Source organism: Shewanella olleyana (genome assembly GCF_023283825.1).
In the GTDB taxonomy this organism is placed as follows: domain Bacteria; phylum Pseudomonadota; class Gammaproteobacteria; order Enterobacterales; family Shewanellaceae; genus Shewanella; species Shewanella olleyana.
This window is the reverse complement of sequence record NZ_JAKILD010000067.1, coordinates 1-1,687: the sequence shown is the minus strand read 5'-3', so window position 1 is coordinate 1,687 and position 1,687 is coordinate 1. Positions and strand designations below refer to the sequence as shown.

The following is a 1,687-nucleotide window of genomic DNA, read 5'->3' as shown; positions in this document are numbered from 1 at the left end:
ACTGGCACTGGCACTGGCACTGGCACTGGCACTGGCACTGGCACTGGCACTGGCACTGGCACTGGCACTGGCACTGGCACTGGCACTGGCACTGGCACTGGCACTGGCACTGGCACTGGCACTGGCACTGGCACTGGCACTGGCACTCACGAAAAGCAAACCACGATTTTAAGTCAAGCATCAATTCCAAATTTAAAAGAAGATGAGCAAATAAATTCAGCAAGTGGCACGCTTCAAGCTGAAGGAACGCACTCATCTAATGTCAGTTGGGGTGCAGAAAATACTCAAGGAACATTTGGTCAATTGGTTCTCAACCCAACTACAGGCCAATGGCAATACATACTGGATAACAGTAACCCCAATACCGATGCCTTGAATGAAGGTGAGCATCAAACTGAGCAATTCACCATTACTGCTACTGACAATAATGGCGATAAAGTTTCCGCCGTCATCGCAATAGAAATCCAAGGTAGTAATGATCTCCCAGTCATATCGGGATTGCATCAAGCCAGCCTTAATGAGCTTGGGACTATTGATAGTGCTAACGGAAAACTCACGGCGACAGATCCCGATAAAGGCGATATCAGTGTGTGGGGAGTTACTCAGTCTCAAGGTCAATTCGGCCAACTGACTATCGACCCATCAACCGGAGAATGGCATTACCAACTTGATAATCAATCGACTAAAACATTAGGGTTAAATGCGGGTGATATTGCGACTGAACATTTTCAAGTCACAGCAACAGATAGCTCAGGTAAACCCGTCACACAAATTGTCACCATAGAGGTTCACGGCACCAATGAAAGTGCTCAAATAGGTGGGATAAATTCAGGTTCGGTCACCGAAGATAAAGACCTACAGTCCGGAATGTTACGTGTAGATGGCGCATTGACTATAACCGATCCAGATAGTGAGCAGTCACAATTCCAAGCAGAAACCGTTCAAGGCCAGTTTGGTATTCTAAGTATTAATAATTTAGGTCATTGGGCCTACAGGGCCAACAATGAACAAACGGCTATACAAGGCTTAAAAACAGGCGAATCAGTAACTGATACAATGCTAATTCATTCAGTTGATGGCACTTCCCAGGCTATCACTGTGACGATAAATGGCACAGATGACAAAGCTATCATCAGTAACACTTTCACTTCACCTGATAATTATCTCGTTTTGACTACTCCTGGACCTGAAAGTACAACATTTGCCTACTTAAAAGAAGATTACAATTTAAGAAGTGGCAATCTACATACCGATGGACAACTGGCTATTTCTGATGCAGATAGTGGCCAAAGTCAGTTCCAAGCTGAATCCTTACGAGGCCAGTTTGGAACCTTATCAATTAATAATTTAGGTCATTGGATTTACACTGCTGATAACGCTCAAGCCAGTATTCAAGGACTTAAATCAGGTGACTCTGTAACCGAAACCCTTTTAGTTCATTCAGTCGATGGTACTTCACAAAAGGTGATTGTTTCCATTAACGGTACTGACGATAAAGCTGTGATAGCAGGTACTTCAACCGCCAGCCTTACCGAAGATAAAGATGTGCATTCTGGCCAGCTTCGAGTTGATGGCGCACTCACCGTTACCGATGCAGATAACGGCCAGAACCAGTTTCAAGCAGAGTCGATTCAAGGTCAGTTTGGTACTCTTAGTATCAACAATCTCGGTCATTGGGTTTATACCG

The 1,687-nt window shown here is 44.6% G+C and carries 1 protein-coding gene; it reads left to right on the top strand.

Features of this window, described 5'->3' with window-relative positions; all coding sequences use genetic code 11:
* Window positions 1-1,687: VCBS domain-containing protein (locus L2735_RS19840; protein WP_248986310.1), on the top strand; the 1,687-nt coding region annotated here is incomplete at both ends.